This is a genomic window from Sporosarcina sp. E16_8, assembly GCF_017347095.1.
Classification (GTDB): Bacteria; Bacillota; Bacilli; order Bacillales_A; family Planococcaceae; genus Sporosarcina.
This window is the reverse complement of sequence record NZ_JADPRZ010000130.1, coordinates 1-663: the sequence shown is the minus strand read 5'-3', so window position 1 is coordinate 663 and position 663 is coordinate 1. Positions and strand designations below refer to the sequence as shown.

Here is a 663-nt window from a genome sequence, read left to right as displayed (position 1 = left end):
CTCTCTTGAGTGTCCAACAAAGGCCTGGAGCTTTCCAACGAACTCGGCCAAGTGTCCAACGAAATCCTCGAAGTGTCCAACCAACGGGGAGGTTTCCAACAAACTCTCTGGAGTGTCCAACCAAAGCCCCGAGCTGTCCAACGAACTCGGCGAAGTGTCCAACGAAATCCTCAAAGTATGCAACCAACGGGGAGGTTTCCAACAAACCCTTCGAAGTGTCCAACGAAGGCCTGGAGCTTTCCAACGAATCCGGCGAAGTGTCCAACGAAATCCTCAAAGTGTCCAACCAACGTGGAGGTTTCCAACAAACCCTCTGGAGTGTCCAACAAAGGCCTGGAGTTGTCCAACGAATCCGGCGAAGTGTCCAACGAAATCCTCAAAGTGTCCAACCAACGTGGAGGTTTCCAACAAACTCTCTGGAGTGTCCAACAAAAGCCCCGAGCTGTCCAACGAACTCGGCCAAGTGTCCAACGAAATCCTCAAAGTGTCCAACCAACGGGGAGGTTTCCAACCAACTCTATGGAGTTTCCAACAAACGCCTGGAGGTTTCCAACAAACTCGGCCAAGTGTCCAACGAAATCCTCAAAGTGTCCAACCAACGTGGAGGTTTCCAACAAACTCTCTTGAGTGTCCAACAAAGGCCTGGAGCTTTCCAACGAACTC

3 protein-coding genes are annotated in these 663 nt (G+C 51.3%); all 3 read right to left on the bottom strand.

Annotated features, from left to right (window positions below):
* Positions 1 to 265 (bottom strand): hypothetical protein (locus I2484_RS21225; protein WP_207153005.1); only part of this gene is annotated, 265 nt, incomplete at its 3' end.
* Between the two features lie 8 nt (positions 266 to 273).
* Positions 274 to 471 carry a hypothetical protein gene (locus I2484_RS21220; RefSeq protein WP_207153004.1) on the bottom strand — a complete coding sequence of 66 codons (198 nt, stop codon included), beginning with the start codon at positions 469 to 471 and terminating at the stop codon, positions 274 to 276.
* Positions 472 to 479: 8 nt separating this feature from the next.
* Positions 480 to 663, bottom strand: a 184-nt coding sequence (locus tag I2484_RS21215; protein WP_207153003.1) for a hypothetical protein, incomplete at its 5' end; no start/stop codon positions are given.